The 18,612-nt window shown below is 68.0% G+C and carries 21 protein-coding genes and 1 pseudogene; 14 read left to right on the forward strand and 8 right to left on the reverse strand.

Features of this window, described 5'->3' with window-relative positions; translation table 11 throughout:
• Window positions 1-9: 9 nt before the first annotated feature.
• Window positions 10-1,581, forward strand: a complete 1,572-nt coding sequence (locus tag LG334_RS22350) for a helix-turn-helix domain-containing protein (protein WP_404381646.1) — start codon at window positions 10-12, stop codon at window positions 1,579-1,581.
• 113 nt (window positions 1,582-1,694) lie between these two features.
• On the opposite strand, the pseudogene LG334_RS22355 reads toward LG334_RS22350, so the two are convergent.
• The 3 genes and pseudogenes from LG334_RS22355 to LG334_RS22365 form a co-directional block, all read right to left on the reverse strand.
• Window positions 1,695-2,166 (reverse strand): annotated as a pseudogene (locus LG334_RS22355) (restriction endonuclease); the annotation flags it as partial.
• Between the two features lie 558 nt (window positions 2,167-2,724).
• A complete protein-coding gene (locus tag LG334_RS22360; protein WP_404381648.1) occupies window positions 2,725-3,171 on the reverse strand; it encodes a hypothetical protein in 447 nt (148 codons plus the stop codon).
• A gap of 98 nt (window positions 3,172-3,269) precedes the next feature.
• On the reverse strand, window positions 3,270-3,806 hold the full coding sequence (locus tag LG334_RS22365) for a hypothetical protein (protein ID WP_404381650.1): 537 nt from the start codon (window positions 3,804-3,806) through the stop codon (window positions 3,270-3,272).
• Between LG334_RS22365 and LG334_RS22370 the strand changes: the two genes are divergently transcribed.
• Complete coding sequence (locus tag LG334_RS22370) at window positions 3,805-4,152, forward strand: copper-binding protein (protein ID WP_404381652.1); 348 nt, start codon at window positions 3,805-3,807, stop codon at window positions 4,150-4,152. The two genes, LG334_RS22365 and LG334_RS22370, sit on opposite strands and share 2 nt — an antisense overlap.
• Window positions 4,153-4,200: 48 nt before the next feature.
• Here LG334_RS22370 and lgt read toward each other — a convergent pair whose 3' ends face one another.
• From lgt to LG334_RS22395, 5 genes are all read right to left on the reverse strand, one after another.
• Entirely contained in the window at window positions 4,201-5,025 is an 825-nt protein-coding gene (gene lgt, locus LG334_RS22375; RefSeq protein WP_404381654.1) for a prolipoprotein diacylglyceryl transferase, read from the reverse strand.
• Window positions 5,026-5,101: 76 nt separating this feature from the next.
• Entirely contained in the window at window positions 5,102-7,486 is a 2,385-nt protein-coding gene (locus LG334_RS22380; RefSeq protein ID WP_404381656.1) for a heavy metal translocating P-type ATPase, read from the reverse strand.
• An 85-nt stretch (window positions 7,487-7,571) separates the two neighbouring features.
• The gene (locus LG334_RS22385) at window positions 7,572-8,126 is read right to left on the reverse strand and encodes a hypothetical protein (RefSeq protein WP_404381658.1); all 555 of its coding nucleotides are present in this window, start codon (window positions 8,124-8,126) and stop codon (window positions 7,572-7,574) included.
• A 95-nt stretch (window positions 8,127-8,221) separates the two neighbouring features.
• The gene (locus LG334_RS22390; RefSeq protein WP_404381660.1) at window positions 8,222-9,574 is read right to left on the reverse strand and encodes an ATP-binding protein; all 1,353 of its coding nucleotides are present in this window, start codon (window positions 9,572-9,574) and stop codon (window positions 8,222-8,224) included.
• Window positions 9,575-9,602: 28 nt separating this feature from the next.
• The gene (locus tag LG334_RS22395; RefSeq protein WP_404381662.1) at window positions 9,603-10,334 is read right to left on the reverse strand and encodes a response regulator; all 732 of its coding nucleotides are present in this window, start codon (window positions 10,332-10,334) and stop codon (window positions 9,603-9,605) included.
• A 251-nt stretch (window positions 10,335-10,585) separates the two neighbouring features.
• Here LG334_RS22395 and LG334_RS22400 point away from each other — a divergent pair, with 251 nt between their 5' ends.
• The 12 genes from LG334_RS22400 (at window position 10,586) to LG334_RS22455 (ending at window position 18,584) form a co-directional block, all read left to right on the forward strand.
• Window positions 10,586-10,870: a DUF2933 domain-containing protein gene (locus LG334_RS22400; RefSeq protein ID WP_404381664.1), complete on the forward strand. Its 285-nt coding sequence runs from the start codon at window positions 10,586-10,588 to the stop codon at window positions 10,868-10,870.
• The gene (locus LG334_RS22405) at window positions 10,867-11,481 is read left to right on the forward strand and encodes a DsbE family thiol:disulfide interchange protein (protein WP_404381666.1); all 615 of its coding nucleotides are present in this window, start codon (window positions 10,867-10,869) and stop codon (window positions 11,479-11,481) included. The genes LG334_RS22400 and LG334_RS22405 overlap by 4 nt, the downstream gene beginning before the upstream one ends.
• Window positions 11,482-11,536: 55 nt before the next feature.
• Window positions 11,537-12,520, forward strand: coding sequence for a potassium channel family protein (locus LG334_RS22410; protein WP_404381668.1), 984 nt, complete (start codon window positions 11,537-11,539; stop codon window positions 12,518-12,520).
• Window positions 12,521-12,589: 69 nt separating this feature from the next.
• Window positions 12,590-12,994: a DUF302 domain-containing protein gene (locus tag LG334_RS22415; RefSeq protein WP_404381670.1), complete on the forward strand. Its 405-nt coding sequence runs from the start codon at window positions 12,590-12,592 to the stop codon at window positions 12,992-12,994.
• A 91-nt stretch (window positions 12,995-13,085) separates the two neighbouring features.
• Window positions 13,086-13,280, forward strand: coding sequence for a hypothetical protein (locus tag LG334_RS22420; RefSeq protein WP_404381672.1), 195 nt, complete (start codon window positions 13,086-13,088; stop codon window positions 13,278-13,280).
• Entirely contained in the window at window positions 13,280-13,483 is a 204-nt protein-coding gene (locus LG334_RS22425) for a GDCCVxC domain-containing (seleno)protein (RefSeq protein ID WP_404381674.1), read from the forward strand. The genes LG334_RS22420 and LG334_RS22425 overlap by 1 nt, the downstream gene beginning before the upstream one ends.
• A gap of 132 nt (window positions 13,484-13,615) precedes the next feature.
• Window positions 13,616-15,535 carry a heme lyase CcmF/NrfE family subunit gene (locus LG334_RS22430; protein ID WP_404381676.1) on the forward strand — a complete coding sequence of 640 codons (1,920 nt, stop codon included), beginning with the start codon at window positions 13,616-13,618 and terminating at the stop codon, window positions 15,533-15,535.
• Window positions 15,532-15,960 (forward strand): cytochrome c-type biogenesis protein, encoded by a 429-nt coding sequence (locus LG334_RS22435; protein ID WP_404381678.1) that lies wholly within the window; start codon window positions 15,532-15,534, stop codon window positions 15,958-15,960. The genes LG334_RS22430 and LG334_RS22435 overlap by 4 nt, the downstream gene beginning before the upstream one ends.
• Window positions 15,957-16,625, forward strand: coding sequence for a tetratricopeptide repeat protein (locus tag LG334_RS22440; RefSeq protein ID WP_404381680.1), 669 nt, complete (start codon window positions 15,957-15,959; stop codon window positions 16,623-16,625). Before LG334_RS22435 ends, LG334_RS22440 begins: the two co-directional genes overlap by 4 nt.
• Window positions 16,625-17,368: a cytochrome c biogenesis CcdA family protein gene (locus LG334_RS22445; RefSeq protein WP_404381682.1), complete on the forward strand. Its 744-nt coding sequence runs from the start codon at window positions 16,625-16,627 to the stop codon at window positions 17,366-17,368. The genes LG334_RS22440 and LG334_RS22445 overlap by 1 nt, the downstream gene beginning before the upstream one ends.
• A 17-nt stretch (window positions 17,369-17,385) precedes the next feature.
• A complete protein-coding gene (locus LG334_RS22450; RefSeq protein WP_404381684.1) occupies window positions 17,386-18,147 on the forward strand; it encodes a DsbA family protein in 762 nt (253 codons plus the stop codon).
• Window positions 18,147-18,584 (forward strand): c-type cytochrome, encoded by a 438-nt coding sequence (locus tag LG334_RS22455; RefSeq protein WP_404381686.1) that lies wholly within the window; start codon window positions 18,147-18,149, stop codon window positions 18,582-18,584. The genes LG334_RS22450 and LG334_RS22455 overlap by 1 nt, the downstream gene beginning before the upstream one ends.
• Window positions 18,585-18,612: the final 28 nt, after the last annotated feature.

Here is an 18,612-nt window from a genome sequence, read left to right on the forward strand (position 1 = left end):
AGGGGGGGAATGGCCGGTAGAAAGCGCGACGGTCTGCCAGCGTGGAAGATACCGTTGATCAAGGCGATGCTTCGGCGCGGCGGCTGGAGTAACGAGCAGATCGCCTTTCTCCTCTCCACCGTCGACGATACCGTGAACCTCGGCCGCGTCAGCGATGTGAAGCGGGGCAAACGAGGCGGTGACGTCGAGGCGGCGATCGATGAGGAACTTGATCGGTTCCTCATGCTCCGGGAGACCAACGCCGGCGGTGTGGATCCGAAACAGGTCTACGGGCCCGTACATCCGGAAACGCTGCGCCGGCTCTTCGTGCCGCGGAGCGAGAATCGTAACTTCCTGGCCCTCGGGGAGAGCGACTGGGCGGAGGCCAAGGAGCGCTTCAACACCCGCGCCAAGAAGTATCTCAAGCCCATCATGGCCTTCGCCAACAACAGGGGCGGATACCTCCTGTTCGGGGTTGTCGACGGAACCTTCGAGATCAAAGGGATCGACCGGGAAGCCTTCGAGCGTCACGACATCAGGCTGATCGACAACGCCATTGGGGGCGCCCTGAGCGTGTCGGTCCGCATCGAGAAGGGCGGTTTTGAGATCGACGGCAAATTTGTCGGCTTGATCTACGTCCATGAGGCGGAAGAAAAGCCCGTGTTCACCGTTATCCAGGACGGTACCGAGTTTGCGGACGCCGCCATCCTCTATCGATATCCGGGCCAAAACCTCCCCATCCGCAGCCAGGATCTGCGCCGCATCCTGGCGCAGCGGGAGCGGCAGGCCGAGCTTCGCTATCGCGATCTGATCAGGCGGGTCGCTGATGTCGGAGCGACGCAGGCAGCCGTCGTGGATCTGGACTCTGGGCGCGTCGACCGTTCAGATCGCTCGCACTACTTCCTATCTCCGGAGACGTTGAAGGACGTCCGCCTCGTGGACGAGGGCCACTTCACGGAACGGGAGGGAGCTCCGGCACTGACGATTGTCGGCACGGCCGAAGTCGCTGGTGATCATATCGCGATCAAAGAACACCTTGGGCCGGACGACTTGATCGAGGCTTTTCTGGACCGACAGCAGGTACCGAATCCCGCTGCGTACCTGGAAGAGCTGTGTCATGCGAGCGCCAAGTGGCTTCCGGTGTACTTTTTCGCCCAACAGGCTGGCTTCGACGAGCCTGGGCTGATCGCTCACCTGGAATCGGTGCGAACGCGGCGGGAGACGTCGAAGAACAAGCAATTGACCCGCCTCAGGAACAGGGAACGGCCCGGCCTTAGGAATACGACCAACCTTTCGGCGGTTGAAGGGAATGCGGGCGCACTTGCTGAACCTCCGACAGAGGAGGTGCTCCAAGACCCGGAGCAGGTGAAGATCATCCTCCGAACGATCATGGCCCTCATCGAGCTTCCAGAAAATCGCGACCAAGTCTTTGCTTGGTTGCGAGCCGTCTGGGAGCGGCCTGACCTCGTGAAGAATAGCTACATCGGCCAGCTTTTTCGGGCTGCTCTGGTTCATGTCGACGAGTTGGGCTGGGGGTTCGCCACTGCGGCCCCAGCCCCCGCCCCGAGCCGGCCTGCGTCGACACCTGCGGAGGCTTCATGAACATCAGCCTGTGCCCCACCTTCAGCAAAAGCCTGTCGCGCCTGACCGGTCAGGAACAGGCCCTGGTGAAAACCACCGTCATGGACTTCATGATGGCGCCCGAGGCGTCGGGGCACGGCGTTGACCGTCTGCCACGCGATCGGCATGGCCATGACCGTCGTCTTGCCGCTGCCCGTCGCCATCTTCATGGCCATGCGGAGGAGCTCGGGATTGGCCTGATCGTTGGCGCCTTCGACGTACTCCAGGAGCCGTGCCGTCGCCGGCGTCACAAGCCACTGGCTCTGGGGGAAGTGCGCCACTCGTCGACGAACTGTCGGTTCTCGTTGATGATCGGTGTCGGGTTGTACTCGACGTCGGCGGAGGACAGGCCGGCGCCCGTGTCGAAGACCATCGAGGTCTGATCATCCGCCTTCTTCCCGCCCTTCTTCTTTTTGAGCTTGGGAACCGGCGTGATCAGTTCGGAACGGCGGCGGCCCCGCTTCGGCGGGTTGTCCGTCGGTTGGCCGTCCTCATCGAGATCATGGTGCCACTTGGGCACCTCATAAGGCGAGTTGAGGATGGGCTTTCGAAGAACCGCTCGCTCATGTTTTCCCCCGGGCACGTTTAGTTGCCGGAAGCGCACACGAATATCTGGCAACAATTCAAGGGCGTAGGCGAAATGCCGAGCGGAGGTTCGTCATGCCCTCCAGCCGCCCGCCCATTAAGGTGCTATGAATAATTTTATTCGACGTCGAACAGCCGTAGCTCTGATCACACCCAGCGCGCGGCATTTTCCACCGCTGTAGGTAGTGCGCCCGACGCGGAGGTTCTCCGCATCATGCCGATGAAGGCGTTGCCTGCGGGGTGTTCCATCCGGCATATGACGCGGCATCTGCAAGAGCCGCAAGCAGCGCCGACAAGGTCTCTGGGTCAGAAATACGGGTCTCCGATGTGCAGAGCCCGTTTTGGACTACTGTCAAGGCGATGCTGGGGCCGACCGCGGTTGCGGAAACGTCCAGCCGGAGCCCGTCGGCTAGTGGGATCGGAATCGTGTACATGATGCGTATTCCTTCGATGTGGACGGCCACAGCCGCCGGTAAGCAGCCGGTCAACGAAACCTGGTTTCCGTTGACCGGCTGCAACTGAATTCACGACGGCACAGCGCTATTCAGCGATGATTGTCTGCTTGGGCGAAAAGCCGATCACCAATGCGGGTCCGACCGGCGTCGGACCCTCGACAACAGCGGCATCCCAGCCTTCGTTCCGGAGTTGCTCCCGCCATGGCCACACCGCGACGCCCAGCGGGTCGACGGGGAAGTCGTCCGGATCGGCGCCTTCGGTCGGAGGCATCATCTGGTTCCAGTACCGCGGGTGCTTCAACCCGCGCCGCTCGGCGACGGTGCCGGCGATGATGTGCCGGATGGCCTCGAAGACCCGGAACGGCACGGTCAGGGCCTGCGGCGTCGCACAAAGCGTCCAGACCGTTCGCCGCGCGACCAGTTGGAGGTCGACGCTGTTGAGCGGGCGCCAGGATCCGCAGGCAATCGCCTCGATGGGCAGGTCGACAGTGCGCACTGTCGTCGTTTTGATTACAGGCTGCATTGCAGTCATCCTCGGTTCGGGCAGCAGCCGATCTGCCGCCGCACCGGCACGGGCGGCAGATCGGCCACAAGAGCTGAAAACCGAGCGGGAAAGCTCCGCAGGCGCCCCTATCGTGAGCGCCTGGACAGCTGCATGGGGATCATGGTGTCGACGACCTTGGCGAGTGCTTTTGATGCCGCCACGGTCTCTGCATGGCCGTAGTGCTCGTCCAGGACCCGCTCACTGTGTCCGAGGACCTTTGCCGCCGGACGGACCGCTTCGGGACTGATCCTTTGCGCCTGCGTCGCAATGCAGTCACGGAAAAGGTGCGGCGAGACGCGCCGCCCCAGTCGGGCAAGGGTGATGTCACCGACTCTCTGACTGATCGCGGCCCGGGTCATGCCGAAGCCGTCGCGGGCCGTCCACAGGGCGTCATCGCGCGGCCCCAGCAGCGGGCGATAGATGTTCACATACTCCCAGAATGCACGCTCGAACTTGGCAGGCCATGCCGCCGACCAGCGGCTGCCGTTCTTCGTGGTCGCAAAAGTGATCCTTACGGTCTCGTCCTGCGATTCCACAGTAATGCCGATGTATATCTCGCTGATGTCCCGAAGGCGGTTCCCCAACGCCCCCCGAATGATCCACACCAGGAGACTTAAACCCATGAAAACGATCCTTTTCGCCGCCGCCGTCCTCGGCGGTCTGCCGGCCGCCGCCATGGCGGAGTCCTCGCACATCATGTTCGACCATTCCACGATGGCCGGCGCGAAACATGAGGAGGAAGCAGCCGTTTCCGGCACCGGCACGGTCAACAGCGTCGACGCCGACGCCAAGACGGTGAACGTGACGCATGAGCCCATCGCCGCCATCGGCTGGCCCGCCATGACCATGGACTTCGCCGTGGCCGAGGGCGTCGACCTCGCCACCCTGGAGGCGGGCGCGTCGGTTTCCTTCACCCTGACGCGGGGCGCGGACGGCATCTACATAATCGAGACGGAGCAGGCCCGGTAAGGGAAGAGGCGGCGGATACCTTTTGCATCCGCCGCCATTCCCGCGAGCTTATTCGGCAGCGGCGTGAGCCCTCGGCCGGTTCCGCACGGCGTAGGCCACGATGCCCATGCCGAGCGCGATCATCGGCAGGCTGAGAAGCTGGCCCATGGTCGCGCCCTGCCAGACGAAGCCCAGGAACGGATCCGGCTCGCGGAAGAATTCCACCGTGAAGCGCGCCAAGCCGTAGAGCGCCAGGAACGTTCCGAACAGCACGCCCGGCCGCGCCCGCACCGACGGCCGGCGGGCGAGAACGGCCATGACGGCCAGCAGCACGAGCCCCTCAAGCGCCGCCTCGTAAAGCTGGCTCGGGTGGCGCGGGACCGCGCCGCCCATCGGGAAGACCATGGCCCACGGCACGTCGGTGGCGCGTCCGTAGAGTTCGCCGTTGATGAAGTTCGCCAGCCGCCCGAAGAACAGGCCGATGGGCGCGACGACGGCGACGGTGTCGGCGAACGGCAGCAGCGGCACCTTGCGCTTGCGGGCGAACAGCCAGATGGCGACGGCGACGCCCAGAAGCCCACCGTGGAAGGACATGCCGCCGTGCCAGACCTGGACAATCTCCAGCGGGTTCGAGAGGTAGTACCCCGGCTTGTAGAACAGCACGTAGCCCAGCCGCCCGCCGAGGACGACGCCGAAGGTGGCCCAGAGCAGGAAGTCGTCGACGTCCTCGCGCGTCAGGCCAGCCAGCCCCGGCCAGCGCGGAACCATGCGCCGCAGTAGCAGCCAGCCGCCGGTCAGGCCGGTCAGGTAGGCCAGCGCGTACCAGCGGATGACGAGCGGGCCGAGTTCGAAGGCCACGGGGTCGATGTTGGGGAACGGCATCGGGCCGGTCATGACGGTCCTCTCGATGGTCAGGGGGCGGCCCGCGCAGGGCCGTGTTCCTAATGCAGCTTGCGGTTCCGGGGCGCGATCATGGCGCCCCCCGGCCCTGCGGCGCGCTTGCGTGCGGCAGCTTGATCCAGCGCAGGCGGAGAGCGTTGCCGATGACGGATGTCGAACTCAGCGCCATGGCGGCGGCGGCGATGATGGGGCTCAGCATCCAGCCGAAGGCCGGATAGAGCACCCCCGCCGCCACGGGCACGCCCAGGCCGTTGTAGATGAAGGCGAAGAACAGGTTCTGGCGGATGTTGCGCATGGTGGCGTGGCTGAGCACGCGGGCCCGTGCGATGCCGTCCAGGTTGCCCTTCACCAGCGTCACCCCGGCGCTCTGGATGGCGACGTCGGTGCCCGTGCCCATGGCGATGCCGACGTCGGCCTCGGCCAGGGCGGGCGCGTCGTTCACGCCGTCGCCGGCCATGGCGACGATGCGGCCTTCCTTGCGCAGGCGGCGGACCACGGCGTTCTTGTCCTCGGGCGAGACCTCGGCCTCCACGGCGTCGATGCCGAGCGCGCGGGCGACGGCCTCGGCCGTGGTGCGGTTGTCGCCGGTCAGCATGACGATGTGCATTCCGGTCTCGCGCAGCACCCTCAGGGCCTCGGGGGGGGTGGCCTTCACCGGGTCGGCGACGGCGACCAGCCCGGCGGGGGCTCCGTCAACGGCGAGGAACATGACCGTTGCCCCCTCGCGCCGCAGGTCCTCGGCCGTGCCTTCCAGCGCGCCCGCTGCCACCGACAGGTCGCGCATGAGCTTGATGTTGCCAAGCGCGACGGCACGACCCTCGACCGAACCCTGGACGCCCTTGCCGGTGACCGACGAGAAGTCCTCCGCCTTGGGCAGGGACAGGCCACGCTCCCGCGCCGCTCCGACGATGGCGGCGGCCAGCGGATGCTCGCTGCCGCGCTCCAGGGCGGCGGCGAGGGCCAGCACGTGATCCTCGTCCTGTCCCTCGGCGGGGACGACGCGGGTGACCTTCGGGCGGCCCTCCGTCAGCGTGCCGGTCTTGTCGACCACCAGCGTATCCACCTTCTCGAAGCGCTCCAGCGCCTCGGCGTTCTTGATGAGCACGCCTTCACCGGCCCCGCGCCCGACGCCGACCATGATCGACATGGGCGTGGCGAGGCCAAGCGCGCAGGGGCAGGCGATGATGAGGACGGAAACCGCCACGATCAGCGCATAGGCCATGGCGGGCGCCGGCCCCACAGCCGCCCAGACGACGAAGGCGATGACCGCGATGGCAATGACGGCCGGCACGAACCAGCCGGCCACCACATCCGCCAGCCGCTGAATCGGGGCCCGTGACCGCTGGGCCTCCGCCACCATCTGCACGATGCGCGACAGCACGGTGTCCGAGCCGACCTTCTCGGCCCGGATCACCAGCCCGCCCGTGCCGTTGAGGGTGCCGCCGATGACGGCGTCGCCCTCCGTCTTCTCCACGGGCACGGATTCGCCGGTGACCATGGACTCGTCGACCGAACTGCGGCCCTCGGCGACGGTGCCGTCGACGGGTACGCTCTCGCCGGGGCGCACCCGCAGGCGGTCGCCCACCTGGACGGCCTCCAGCGGGATTTCCTCGTCATCGCCACTGGCCGTCAGCCGCCGGGCCGTCTTGGGGGCGAGGTCGAGCAGGGCCTTGATGGCGCCGCCCGTGCGCTCGCGTGCCCGCAACTCCAGCACTTGGCCGAGCAGCACCAGGACGGTGATCACGGCGGCGGCCTCGTAGTAGACGGCGACGATGCCTTCGGCGCCCCGGAAGGATTCCGGGAAGATGCCGGGGAAGAATGTTGCCACGACGCTGAAGCCGTAGGCCGCGCCCACGCCGATGGCGATCAGCGTGAACATATTCAGCGACCGGTTGACGATGGACTGCCAGCCCCGCGTGAACAGCGGCCAGCCTGCCCACAGGACGACCGGCGTCGCCAGCGCGAACTGGACCCAGACCGAGGTGCCCGGCGAGATCCAGTCGTGGATGCCGAACACCGGAATATGGGCCGCCATCTCAAGCACGAAGACCGGCACGGCGAACAGGGCGCCGATCCAGAAGCGCCGGGTCATGTCGACGAGTTCCGGGTTCGGCCCCTCGTCGGACACCACGCCGGCGGGCTCCAGCGCCATGCCGCACTTGGGGCAGGTGCCGGGGCCTTCCTGGCGGATCTCGGGATGCATGGGGCAGGTGTAGATGACGCCTTTCCGCGGCGCCGGCTGTTCCTGCCTTTCCGATGTGTTCAGGTATTTTTCCGGGGCGACGATGAAGGCATTGGCGCAGCGGGCGGAGCAGAAATGATACGTCGTGCCGTGATGCTCGTGGTGATGCTCCGTCGCCGCCGGATTGACCGACATGCCGCACACTGGATCCTTCGCCTGTGCGTCGGCAGGGCCGTGAGTGGCCTGGTCGTGGACGGTCTGCGCGTGTGTCATGCCTGCCTCCTGTGCCCCGTGCGGAAAGGCCAAGGCACCGGGCGCTGGACGCCCGGTGCTTCAAAAGCGGTAACGCCGGGACGGCCTATTTGGCGGGCGACATCATGCCGGTCTTGGGGTCGATGGCGACCTTGCGGACCAGCGAGCCGTCCACCGTTTCGATCACGGCGATCAGCTTCCCGTCCTGGTCCTCGACCGCCCCGGCCTGAAGGCGGTCATTGCCGTGGCGGATGAGCATGGCTTCGAGAAGCGTCTTGGCTTCGTCCGCCGTCAGGTCGAGCGGCTGGCCGGTCATCATGGCGCAGGGCCCGAGCCCCATGCCCATGCCGCCCATCATGCCGCCCTGGCCCATCATGCCGGGGCCCATGCCGCCTTGTCCCATCATGCCCATCATGCCGGGACCCTGGCCGCCCTGGCCCATCATCCCCATCATGCCGGAGCCTTGCCCGTCCTGGCCCATCATGCCGCCGGGCATCTGGTCGGGCTGCATCTGCCCCTGGCGCTGCGCCTGGTCAGCCGGCGCTTCGGCGGCGGTGGTCGCGATGTTCGGATGGTGGGCGTTGTGGTCGCTCTGGTTCTGGGCGAAGGCCGGGGCCGCCATGGCGGCGAGGGCGGCGGTGGCGATCAGGATAGTGCGCATGGTTGAAGCTCCTTGCCTGGTGAATGCTGAGCCTCAGCACACCACGCCCATGCAACAGCGCTATGTCAGGACGGCCGGAAAAGTGTGTCCAGATGTTACAAGCGGCCGGACCCGCCCCGCGCCAGCGGCAGCCGCAGGCTCGCCCGCAGGCCGCCGCCGGGGAGGTTGGCGAGCCTGATTTCGCCGCCGTGGGCGTGCGCGACGCTGGCGACGATGCTCAGGCCGAGGCCCACGCCGCCGGTGGTCCGCCCGCGCGACGCCTCGACGCGGTAGAAGGGCCGGAACACCCGCTCCATCTGATCCTCGGCGATGCCGGGGCCGTCGTCGTCAACATGGATCAGCACGGTTCCATCCGTGCGCTCCAGCGTGACCACGGCGCGGCCGCCATAGCGCACCGCATTCTGGACAAGGTTCGTGATCGCCCGCCGCAGCGCTTGCGGTCGGCAGGCCGTCACGCACGGTGGCGCCTCGGCGCATTCCACCGGCTGCCCGGCCTCGGCCAGATCGTCGCAGAGGCTCTGCACCAGGGCGGCGACGTCCACCTGCTGCATGGCCTCGGTCTCGGCGTCCTCGCGGGCGAAGGCGAGGGTGGAGCGGATCATGTCCTCCATCTCGGCCAGGGTGGCGAGGGTCTTGTCGCGTTCCTCGTCGTCCTCGATGAACTCCGCCCGCAGGCGCAGCAGCGTGATGGGCGTGCGCAGGTCGTGGGAGATGGCGGCGAGCATCTGCGTGCGGTCCTCGACGAAGCGGCGCAGGCGGGCCTGCATGTCGTTGAAGGCGCCGGTCGCCCGCCGCACCTCGTCGGGCCCGCGCTCGTCCAGGGGCGGTGCCGTCACATCCCGTCCCAGGCGCTCCGCCGCCCGCGCAAGGTCCCGCAAGGGCCGAGTCATGCGGCGGACCACGACCACTGACAGCCCCAGCACGCCGGCGAACATGATGACGGTCGACGCCACCGCGCCGCCCGACGGGGCCGCGCTGGCTTCCGGCAGGGCGCCGGACACCGTTACCCAGGTTTCATCGGCAAGGCCGATCGAGGCGCGCACGTCGGCGCGGGTCAGCGGGTTCAGCGCGGCGAGCCCGACGGTGTCCTCGGGCAGGGCGTCAAGCACCTGGACCGTGATGCGATCCCGGTAGGCCGTGCCCAGCTCTTCAAGGAGAAGTTCGCGGATCAGGCGGGCGCGCCAGTCGTTCTCCTGATCGTGGACGAGCGGATTCTGCGGGTTGGTCGCGACGCCCAGGTCCGCGGCTTCGGTCGCCCGCACCACGCGATCCCGCAGGGGCGCGGGCACCGCCGCCACCACCTGCACGACAGTCGTGGCCCGGTGCGCGAACTCGCGCCCGCCGGTCGCCGCCAGCAGGACGTCGCGGTCGTGGGCGTAGAAGACCATGCTGACGGCGTGGGACAACGTCAGCCCCACCACCAGCAGCAGCAGGGTCTGCCCCGCCATGCTGCGCGGCCCGGGCAGCCGCCACCGTTTACCGTTTGCCGTCATCGAAGGTCACTTCGGCGGTGAACATGTAGCCGTCGCCCCAGACCGTCTTGATGAGCATCGGGTTGGCGGGGTCGTCCTCCATCTTGCGGCGCAGGCGGCTCACCTGTGTGTCGATGCTGCGGTCGAAGGCAACCGACGATCGCCCGCGCGCCAGGTCCAGAAGCTGGTCGCGCGACAGCACCCGCTTGGGCCGCTCCACGAAGGCGAGCAGAAGGCTGTACTCGCCCTTGCTCAGCGGCAGCACGACTCCGTCCGGCCGGTGCAGGTCGTGGCGGCCGAGGTTCAGCGTCCAGCCTGCGAAGCGGGCCAGCGACCGTTCCTCCGCCGGGGCGGCGGCGGCCGCGCCTTGTGCCCGGCGCAGGACCGCCTTGATGCGCGCCAGCAGCTCGCGCGGGGAGAACGGCTTCGCCACATAGTCGTCGGCGCCCATTTCCAGACCGACGATGCGGTCCGTCTCCTCGCCCATGGCCGTCAGCATGATGATGGGGATGGCGGACTCCGCCCGCAGGCTCCGGCACAGGCTGAGGCCGTCCTCGCCCGGCAGCATGAGGTCCAGCACCACCAGGTCGATGCGGTGGTCGGCCATCACCCGGCGCATTTCGGCGCCGTCTCCGGCGGTGGAGACGCGCAGGCCGTGCTTCGTCAGGAACTTGCCGACGAGGTCGCGGATGCCGCGGTGGTCGTCGACGACAAGGATGTGCGGTGTTCCGTCCATGCCGCGACTGTAGCGCCGCGCGGCGCAAGCGTCCGCCGAAAAAGTGTTACCGAATGTGTCGGAACGCCGTCCCGTAAAGGACTGTCACGAAGTAGGGCCTTGCCCGACAAACTTGCGGCACCCGCGCATGGTCATATTGACCTTGACCCCGCGGGAGGACGATGGGGCGGGCCCGGTGTCCGATGCCTTGATCTGCCCCGGGCTGTCTTGTCGTCCTCCGTGCGGGGCGGCCAATCGGGGAGGAGGTCCACATGCTCGACCGCATCACCACCTATATCCGCACCAAGCCGCGCACGAGCGCCCTGATCGGGCTCGCGACGGTGGTCGGTGGAGCCGTCCTTGTGTGGGATGCCCAGCGGGGCGGGTCGTTCTACGTCTTCCTGCCGCTGGTCGCCTGCGTCGCCATGCACGGGCTCATGCACGGCGGTCACGGCAAACACGGACACGGCCACGGCCAGCAGGCGCCCGAGGACCCCGATGCCGCGCCGGCGGCCCTTCCCGAGACGCCGGTTGACCGGCGGGATGGTGGGGCATGACCGCCCGCGCCGCACCGCATGGGGCGAAGCCGGAGGCGGCGCCGGGCGGGCGCCGTCGCTGGCTGTTCATCGCCCCGGCCGCCGTCTTCGGGCTGCTGGCGGTCGTCTTCGCCGTGGGACTGACGCTCGATCCGTCGAAGCTGCCGTCGGCGTTGATCGGCGACGCCGTGCCCTCCTTCGATCTGCCGGCAATTCCCGGCCGCCCGCCGGGGCTGTCCTCGGATGACCTGACGGGCGAGGTCTCCATCGTCAACGTCTTCGCCTCGTGGTGCACCGCCTGCAAGCAGGAGCATCCCTACTGGATGCAACTGAAGGCCTCCGGCGCCGTGCCGCTGCACGGCCTGAACTACAAGGACGAAACCCAGGACGCGCTGAACTGGCTGAGCGACCTTGGCGATCCCTATGATCGCGTCGGTGCCGACCGCGACGGCCGCGTCGCCATCGACTTCGGGGTCTACGGCGTGCCGGAGACCTTCGTCATCGGCGCCGACGGCCGCATCGCCTACAAGCACGTCGGCCCCGTCGACCCGCGCGCGCTGGATGAAGTCATCCTGCCGCTCGTGCGTAAACTGCAACGAGAGGCGGCTGGCATCGGAGCCGGAAACCGCTGACGGCCGCCATCGAACCGGTCCGCCACTGCCGCCGTTGCTGGGGCGGAGGTGCAGCGTGTCGGACTTTTCGGTTGTCCAGTTCGTGATCGGGATCGTGCTCGTCCTCGTGGTCAACGTCGACTTCATGTGGACCACGGTGTCCATGAGCGGGGCCGGCGTCATCGCGAAACGCGGCGCCCGCGCGGCGGGCGGGCTGCTCAGCCGCGTGTTGAAGGGAAAACTGGTTCACGCAGTCGGCCCGCTTGTCCTGACGATCCTGTTCACCTGGTGGGTCGGCGGGCTCTGGCTTGGCTGGACGCTGGTCTTCAATGCGGAGCCGGGCGCCGTGGTGGCGTCGCAGTCGCGCGAGGCGGCGGACTTCTGGGAGGTTGCGTATTTCGCCGGCTTCTCGATGTCCACCCTCGGCGTCGGCGACTTCGTGGCGACCAAGGACGGGTGGCGCCTCGTCGTCGTCCTGACGGCGCTCAACGGCCTGTCGCTCATTACGCTGGGCATCACCTATATCGTCTCCATCCTTCAGACCCTGGTGCAGCAGCACGCCTTGGCGCGGGAGATCCAGAGCTATGGCCGGACCGCCGAGGAGCTTGTGCTGTGGGGCTGGACGGGCAGCGATTTCTCCCGGCTCTCGCAAGCGCTGGGCAGCATGCCGCAGTCGCTCCTGGCGATGGAGGCCAAGGAGCACGCCTTCCCAATCGTCTGGGAATACCTGCCGGGCGACCGGCGCGCAGCCATCGGGTGTTCCGTGGCGCTGCTGGAGGATGCGCTGGCGCTGGTTTCCTGCACCCGTGGCGGCGACGAGTTGCTCGCGACCGACCTTCGGCCCCTCGACCGGGCGCTGGACCAGTATGTTCGGAATACCACCGGGCAACGCGTCGGCGCGCCACCGCTTAAGGGGCTGGAAGCGATGGAGGCGGCGGGCATCCCGCTGAAGGAGGCCGCCGAGCGGGAGGCCGCCGTGCAGGCTCGCGCCGAGCGCCGTGACCTTGCCGTGGCATTCGCCCTCAACCGCCACCAGTCGCCGCATCGACTGGTTTCCTGAACCGCGACGCGCCCTACATTAAGGGCGTCTAATGTTACTCGGGCCACCAGAAACCGGAGCAATAATGCCATGAGCTACACCTTCAGCACCACACTGGACATGCCCTTCGACGCGGCCGTCACCACGGTGACCGAGGCCCTGAAGCAGGAGGGCTTCGGCGTGCTGACCGAGATCGACGTCAAGGAGACCCTGAAGAAGAAGATCGACGTCGACTTCCGCCCCTACCGCATCCTTGGCGCCTGTAACCCGAAGATGGCCCACCAGGCCCTTCAGGCGGAGCCGGAGATCGGGGTCATGCTGCCCTGCAACGTCGTCGTCCAGGAGGACGAGGGCGGCACGGTTCGCGTCTCCGCCGTTGACCCGGTGGCGTCCATGCGAGCGGTGGACAACCCCGCGCTGGGCGACATCGCCGGCCAGGTGCGCGAGGCCCTGCGGCGTGTGGTCGAGGGACTGGAGCAGGGGCGCGCGGCCTGACGCCGGAGTCCGGCCGCTCCCGCCGACATACTCCTGAAACGTCTTCGTGGTCTTCTGGCAGTATCGATCCTTCATGCCCCAGGAGGCCACCATGTGGCACGACCCCGCATTCGACGCCATGCACGGAAACTGGCACTGGTTCTTCGGCTGGCACACGCTGTTCCTGTTGCTCGTGGTGTTTCTTGCCGCCTATGGCGCCTATAGCCTGGCGCGCGCGGCCGCCGAGCGCGGCACCGGCGAAGACCGACGCCGCAAGAACGGCGACAAGGACGAGAGGCCCCGGTGATGATCGAGTTGAAATCGGAAGTCACCTGTCCCCACTGCGGTCACCGCGCGGTGGAGGAGATGCCGACGGACGCCTGCCAGTTCTTCTACGAGTGCGAGGGCTGCGGCCGTCTTCTGCGGCCGAAGCCGGGCGACTGCTGCGTCTTCTGCTCGTACGGGTCGGTGCCCTGTCCGCCGGCCCAGCAGGACAAATCCTGCCATTGAGCCCGCCCGCGTAAGTGCGCCGGCGGATGATCCGTAACATCCTGTCACACATTCCCCGGGGGCACCGACAAACTTCGGCAATGTTCGGCCTCTAAGGTCCGCCACAGGACCAATTCCAGAGGACCGGACGCCATGATTACGGAACTCGGCCACTTCGCGCTGGCGCTGGCCGCCATTCTGTCGGTGTTCCTCGCCGTTGTGCCGCTGTCGGGCGTCGTGGTCGGCAGCGGCCGTCTTGTTGCCATGGCGCCGCCGGCGGGCGTGGGCGTGCTGATCCTGGTGGGGACGGCCTTCGCCGCGCTGGTGAACGCCTATGTGACGTCGGATTTCTCGGTGCTGAACGTCGCCGAGAACTCCCACACCGCCAAGCCGCTGTTCTACAAGATGTCGGGCGTCTGGGGGAACCACGAGGGCTCCATGCTGCTTTGGGCCCTGGTGCTGGCCGTCTTCACCGGCGCCGTCGCCCTGACCGGGCGGGACGTGCCGCCGCGCTTCAAGGCGACGGTGCTGGGCATCCAGGGCATGGTGTCGACGGGCTTCCTGTTCTTCATCCTGCTGACGTCCAATCCGTTCACGCGCCTCGGCCGGCCGCCGCTGGAGGGCAACGGACTGAACCCGATCCTCCAGGATCCCGGCCTTGCTCTGCATCCACCGTTCCTCTACCTCGGCTATGTCGGCTTCTCGGTGGCCTTCTCCTTCGCCCTGGCCGGATTGGTGGAGCGCCGTATCGACCGCGACTGGGCCCGTTGGGTGCACCCCTGGGTGCTGCTCGCCTGGGCCTTCCTGACGGTGGGCATCGCGCTCGGCTCCTGGTGGGCCTACTACGAGCTGGGCTGGGGCGGCTGGTGGTTTTGGGATCCGGTGGAGAATGCCTCCTTCATGCCGTGGCTCACGGGGACGGCGCTGCTGCACGCGGTCGTCATCCTCGCCAAGCGGGATGCCCTGCGGTCGTGGACGGTCTTCCTGGCGATCGTCACCTTCAGCCTGAGCCTGCTGGGCACCTTCCTGGTGCGGTCCGGCGTGCTGACGAGCGTCCACGCCTTCGCCAGCAGCCCGTCACGGGGCCTGTTCATACTGGTCCTGCTGGCCTTGACCGTCGGCGGCTCGCTGCTGCTGTTCGGCCTGCGGGCACCAGGCCTGCGCACCGCCGCTGTCTTCGCCCCGGCCTCGCGGGAGGGCGGCGTCATCTTTGGCAACGCGCTCCTGGGCGCGGCCACCGGGACGGTGTTGGTAGGCACACTCTACCCGCTGTTCATCGATGTCCTGGGCCTGGGGAAAATCTCCGTCGGCGCGCCCTTCTTCAACATGGCGGTGCTGCCCATGCTGGGTGCGGTGGTCCTGCTGATGGCGGTCGTCCCGCTGCTGGCGTGGAAGCGCGGCGGCGGCAAGAGCCTCGCCCGCGATTTGCGTCCGGCGGCGGTCGTTACCGGTGTCGCGGCGGCGAGCGGCTGGGTGCTTGCTCCGGCCGGGGAGGGCGTCCTGGCCGCCATCGGCCTGGGCCTCGCCGGCTTCATCCTGGCCGCGACCCTGGCGCCGCTGGCCCGCCGCAAGCTGAAGTCGCTGACGGCCGGCGCCTGGGGCATGACGCTGGCGCACTCGGGCGTCGGCATCGTGGTCGCCGCCATCACCATCGCGTCGATCTGGCAGATCGAGACCGTCCGCGTCATGGCGCCGGGCGAGACGCTGCCCTTCGCCGGCCATAAGGTGACCATGTCGGGCCTGAGCGACGTCAGCGGCCCCGATTACACGGCGGTGCAGGGCGTTCTGGCGGTGGCGAAGGACGGTGCCGACCTCGGCACCCTGCGGCCGGAAAAGCGCACCTACGTCGCGCGCGGCCAGCCCACCACGGAAGCCGCCATCCGTTCGACCCTCGTCGGTGACCTCTATGCCGCCCTCGGCGATACCAGCGGCGAGGGGCGGGTGGTGCGCCTGTACTGGAAACCTTTCGTCAACGGCCTGTGGATCGGCTCGGCGCTCATGCTGCTGGGCGGTCTGATCGCGCTTGGCGACCGCCTGTCCAAGGCCACCGTCCGCCCTCGGAGGACCGCATGACACGTCCCGCTCTGAAACCGGCGCTACTGGCGCTCGCACTGGCCCTGTCGGCGCCGGGTCCGGCCTGGGCGGTGCTGCCCGACGAGCGCCTGGAGAACCCGGTGCTTGAGACCCGCGCCCGCGACATCAGCAAGAACCTGCGTTGTCTCGTCTGCCAGAACCAGTCCATCGACGACAGCGAGGCCGACCTCGCTCGTGACCTGCGCATCCTGGTGCGCGAGCGGCTGGTGGCGGGTGATTCCGACGACGAGGTGATCGCTTTCGTCGTCGATCGGTATGGCGATTACGTCCTGCTGACCCCGCCCGTGAAGGGCACGACCATCCTGCTGTGGGCCGCGCCCATCCTGTTGGCGGGCGCCGCCGGCGCCGGAGCCTGGGTCGCCGTGCGGTCGGCCGGGCGCAAGACCGAGGAGACCCCGTCATGATCCCGTTCTGGCTTCCGGCGGGGCTTCTCGCCGTCTTCGTCCTGGGCATGATCCTGCTGCCGTTGCGGCGTGGACCCTTTGACCGGGCGGCCATCGCTGGTGTCATCGCGGCCGTCGCAGTGCCGGTGGTTGCCATTGTCCTCTATGCCGGCATGGGCCAGCCCGGCCGCCCCGACCTGCCGCTCTCCGCCCGAGGGCCGGAGCTTGAGCAGGCCCGACAGGTGGCGAAAGTGCGCGCCGCTGTCGACAAGCTGGCCGCTGTCGCGGCGCAAAAGGAAACGGACCCGCGCGCGTGGAGCATGGTCGCCGACGGCTACTGGCGCCTCGGAGCCTATGCCGAGGCGGCAGAGGCCTTCGGCAAGGCACACGACCTGTCGCCGGATGATCCCACCATGGCGCTCGCCCATGCCGAGGCGCTGGTGCGGTCGGAGGACGGCCTTGTGACACCGCCCGCCGCTCGGCTGTTCAAAATCGTCCTTGCCTCCGATCCTGCCAACCCGAGGGCGCGGCTGTTCGACGGCCTTACGCATGCCCAGGCGGGGCACGCGGATGAGGCACTGTCGGTGTGGGAGGCCCTGGCGGAGGACACGGCCGCGGACGTGCCGTGGCGGGCGGCGTTGCTCGACAACATCGCCAGATTGCGGGCCGGGAAGGAGGCGGGGTGATGGAGCCGGCCAGCATCGGGCTCGGCGTCGTCTTTGTCGCTGGCGTCGTGTCGTTCCTGTCGCCCTGCGTGCTGCCGCTGGTGCCGGGTTACGTCTCCATGATGGCCGGACGCTCGGCAACGTCGGCGGGACCGGACGGAAGCGGCGGTGCCGGGCGGCTGGCGATGCTGGGGTACGGCCTCGCCTTCGTTGCCGGGTTTTCCATCGTGTTCATCGCGCTCGGCGCCAGCGCGACGGCACTCGGCCAGCTTCTGCGCGCCTACCGGTTCGAGGCGAACCTTCTCGCCGGTGGCCTTGTCGCCCTGTTCGGCGTGCACATGGCGGGGCTCCTGCGGCTGGGCTGGCTGATGCGTGAGTGGCGGGTGCCGGCAATGCCGTCCGGTGGCGGGCCGGCCGGCGCGGGGCTCATGGGCATGGCCTTCGGCTTCGGCTGGACGCCCTGCATCGGCCCCATCCTCGGCAGCATCCTGGCCGCCGGGGCCGTCGCTGCCGACGTGAAGACCGGCGTCACGCTCTTGTCCGTCTATGCGCTCGGCCTCGCCATCCCCTTCCTGCTGGTCGCCGTGTTCACCGATGCCCTGGTGGCGCGCCTGCGCCGGCTGCGGAAGGCCGGGGCGCTGCTGCACCGCACGGCGGGCATCATCCTCATCCTCGCCGGGATCGGCATGATGACCGGCACCATCAACCGCCTGGGCACATGGCTGCTCGTCACCTTCCCCGGCCTCGGCGATCTCGTCATCTGACCCTTCGGAGACCTTCCATGCGACGCACCGCCGCGCTGCTGACACTGCTGACCGTCCTTGCCCCCGTCCCGGCGGCCCTGGCCGAACCCGCTACCGACGACAAAGCGGAAATGGAGGCCGTCGTCCGCGACCTCCTGCGCCGCGAGCCGGAACTGGTCGTGGAGGCCCTGACGCTGTTCCAGGCAAAACAGAAGGCCGAGGCCGAGGTTGCCAAGCAACGCGTCCTGACGGAGCGGGCGGAAGAGATCTTCCGCAATCCGGACGATCCTGTCACCGGCAACCCTGACGGCGACGTGACGGTGGTGGAGTTCTTCGACTACCGCTGCCCGTACTGCAAACGGGTGGAGCCCATCGTCCAGGAGCTGCTGAAGGGCGACGGCAACATCCGCTACGTCTCCAAGGAGTTCCCGATCCTCGGCCCCGACTCGCTGTTCGCCGCGCGGGCGGCCCTGGCCTCGCGCGAGCAGGGCCTCTACCAGCCTTTCAGCGACCGGCTCATGGATCATGGCGGCGATTTCACCGAGGAGGCCGTCATGACCATCGCCCGCGAGGTGGGGCTGGACGTCGACCGGTTGCGTGGCGACATGGCCGCCCAGAGCGGGGAGATCGACCGCATCATCAGCCGCAACCGCGCGCTCGCCCAGGACCTCGGCATCACCGGCACGCCGGCCTTCGTGATCGGCGAGCGCCTGATCCCCGGCGCCGTCGACCTGGCGACGCTGGAGAAGGCCGTCGCGGACGTCCGCGAGAACAAGACCAAGAAAGGAGCCTCCAACTGATGCGCAAGCTGCTCGACAACCTGCCGGCGCTGGCCGTGGCTCTATTCCTTGTGGGCGGAGTGGCGGTGATCATCGGCAAGATGACGGACGGCGGCGGCTCCGAAGCCGTCGCCGCTGTCCAGATGCCGTCCTCGCTGACCGCCGCCGCCGCGCGCGGACAGATGAGCTTTGACGAGAACTGCGCCGCCTGCCATGGGCAGAATGGAACGGGCACCGACCAGGGGCCGCCGCTGATCCACGACATCTACAACCCCGGCCATCATGCCGATGCGGCGTTCTTCCGCGCGGCGGCGCAGGGGGTGCCGCGCCACCACTGGTCCTTCGGCGATATGCCGCCGCAGCCGCAGGTCTCCGAGAGCGAAGTAAAGGATATCATCGCCTTCATCCGCGAGGTCCAGCGAGAGAACAGCATCACCTACCGGCCGCATCAGATGTAGCGCAAAGGTCGCGTTTTTGTTCAGGCCG

It is taken from the genome of Caenispirillum salinarum (assembly GCF_044803115.1).
Lineage (GTDB): Bacteria > Pseudomonadota > Alphaproteobacteria > Rhodospirillales > Rhodospirillaceae > Caenispirillum > Caenispirillum salinarum_A.

What these genes read in the sequence shown, in the direction of transcription:
- LG334_RS22405 (WP_404381666.1), top strand. Translation starts at nt 10,867, where the DNA reads ATGACCGCCCGCGCCGCACCGCATGGGGCGAAGCCGGAGGCGGCGCCG.
- LG334_RS22400 (WP_404381664.1), top strand. Translation starts at nt 10,586, where the DNA reads ATGCTCGACCGCATCACCACCTATATCCGCACCAAGCCGCGCACGAGC.
- LG334_RS22360 (WP_404381648.1), bottom strand. Translation starts at nt 3,171, where the DNA reads ATGACTGCAATGCAGCCTGTAATCAAAACGACGACAGTGCGCACTGTC.
- LG334_RS22435 (WP_404381678.1), top strand. Translation starts at nt 15,532, where the DNA reads ATGACACGTCCCGCTCTGAAACCGGCGCTACTGGCGCTCGCACTGGCC.
- LG334_RS22430 (WP_404381676.1), top strand. Translation starts at nt 13,616, where the DNA reads ATGATTACGGAACTCGGCCACTTCGCGCTGGCGCTGGCCGCCATTCTG.
- LG334_RS22395 (WP_404381662.1), bottom strand. Translation starts at nt 10,334, where the DNA reads ATGGACGGAACACCGCACATCCTTGTCGTCGACGACCACCGCGGCATC.
- LG334_RS22420 (WP_404381672.1), top strand. Translation starts at nt 13,086, where the DNA reads ATGTGGCACGACCCCGCATTCGACGCCATGCACGGAAACTGGCACTGG.
- LG334_RS22390 (WP_404381660.1), bottom strand. Translation starts at nt 9,574, where the DNA reads ATGGCGGGGCAGACCCTGCTGCTGCTGGTGGTGGGGCTGACGTTGTCC.
- LG334_RS22440 (WP_404381680.1), top strand. Translation starts at nt 15,957, where the DNA reads ATGATCCCGTTCTGGCTTCCGGCGGGGCTTCTCGCCGTCTTCGTCCTG.
- LG334_RS22415 (WP_404381670.1), top strand. Translation starts at nt 12,590, where the DNA reads ATGAGCTACACCTTCAGCACCACACTGGACATGCCCTTCGACGCGGCC.
- LG334_RS22350 (WP_404381646.1), top strand. Translation starts at nt 10, where the DNA reads ATGGCCGGTAGAAAGCGCGACGGTCTGCCAGCGTGGAAGATACCGTTG.
- LG334_RS22365 (WP_404381650.1), bottom strand. Translation starts at nt 3,806, where the DNA reads ATGGGTTTAAGTCTCCTGGTGTGGATCATTCGGGGGGCGTTGGGGAAC.
- LG334_RS22380 (WP_404381656.1), bottom strand. Translation starts at nt 7,486, where the DNA reads ATGACACACGCGCAGACCGTCCACGACCAGGCCACTCACGGCCCTGCC.
- LG334_RS22455 (WP_404381686.1), top strand. Translation starts at nt 18,147, where the DNA reads ATGCGCAAGCTGCTCGACAACCTGCCGGCGCTGGCCGTGGCTCTATTC.
- lgt (WP_404381654.1), bottom strand. Translation starts at nt 5,025, where the DNA reads ATGACCGGCCCGATGCCGTTCCCCAACATCGACCCCGTGGCCTTCGAA.
- LG334_RS22425 (WP_404381674.1), top strand. Translation starts at nt 13,280, where the DNA reads ATGATCGAGTTGAAATCGGAAGTCACCTGTCCCCACTGCGGTCACCGC.
- LG334_RS22445 (WP_404381682.1), top strand. Translation starts at nt 16,625, where the DNA reads ATGGAGCCGGCCAGCATCGGGCTCGGCGTCGTCTTTGTCGCTGGCGTC.
- LG334_RS22450 (WP_404381684.1), top strand. Translation starts at nt 17,386, where the DNA reads ATGCGACGCACCGCCGCGCTGCTGACACTGCTGACCGTCCTTGCCCCC.
- LG334_RS22370 (WP_404381652.1), top strand. Translation starts at nt 3,805, where the DNA reads ATGAAAACGATCCTTTTCGCCGCCGCCGTCCTCGGCGGTCTGCCGGCC.
- LG334_RS22385 (WP_404381658.1), bottom strand. Translation starts at nt 8,126, where the DNA reads ATGCGCACTATCCTGATCGCCACCGCCGCCCTCGCCGCCATGGCGGCC.